The organism is Burkholderia sp. Se-20373, from assembly GCF_017104705.1.
Classification (GTDB): Bacteria; Pseudomonadota; Gammaproteobacteria; order Burkholderiales; family Burkholderiaceae; genus Burkholderia.
On record NZ_JAAGPH010000378.1, the window covers coordinates 1 to 812 of the forward strand.

1 protein-coding gene is annotated in these 812 nt (G+C 64.2%); it reads right to left on the reverse strand.

Translation table 11 applies throughout. The features are described 5' to 3' along the window. Positions 1-812: aldehyde dehydrogenase family protein (locus tag G3N96_RS38855; RefSeq protein ID WP_206140506.1), on the reverse strand; the 812-nt coding region annotated here is incomplete at both ends.

Below are 812 nucleotides of genomic sequence, written 5' to 3' on the forward strand. Positions count from 1 at the left end.
GCCTCGTCGATCACCGTGCCCATGTCGACCGACGGATCGGCCGGATTGCCGTACGACCACGCGCTGGTTTTCTCGACCACCAGCTCCGTAAAACGATCGGCCACCGACTCGTGCACGAGCATCCGCTTGATCGCGGTGCAGCGCTGGCCCGAGTTCTTGTACGAGCCCGACACCGCGAGCGTGCTCGCTTCGTCGAGATCGGCGTCTTCCATCACGATGATCGGATCGTTGCCGCCGAGTTCGAGCACCGCGCGCCGGTAGCCCATCCGCGACGCGATCGATTTGCCGATCGACACACCGCCCGTGAACGTAATGAGATCGATCGCCGGGTTCGTGATCAGCTCGTCGGCAATCTCCTTCGGGTCGCCGGTGATGACTTGCAGCATCTGCGGCGGCAAACCGGCTTCGTACAGGATGTCCGCGAAGAGATAGCACGACAGCGGCACCTTCTCCGACGGCTTCACCACGATCCGGTTGTTGGTCGCGACCGACGGCACGATCTTGTGCGCGACCTGGTTCATCGGGTGATTGAACGGCGTGATCGCCGAAATCACGCCGAGCAGCGGGTCGCGCTGCGTGTACACGCGACGTTTCTTGCCGTGCGGGGTCAGGTCGCACGAGAAGATCTGCCCGTCGTCCTTCAGCACTTCACCGGCGCCGAACGTCAGCACGTCGGCCACGCGGCCTGCTTCGTACGTCGAATCCTTGATGCACAAGCCGGCCTCGGCCGTGATCAGCGCTGCAATCTCTGCGGTGCGCGAACGCACGATATCGGCCGCACGGCGCAGGATCGCCGCGCGATCGTGGCGCGT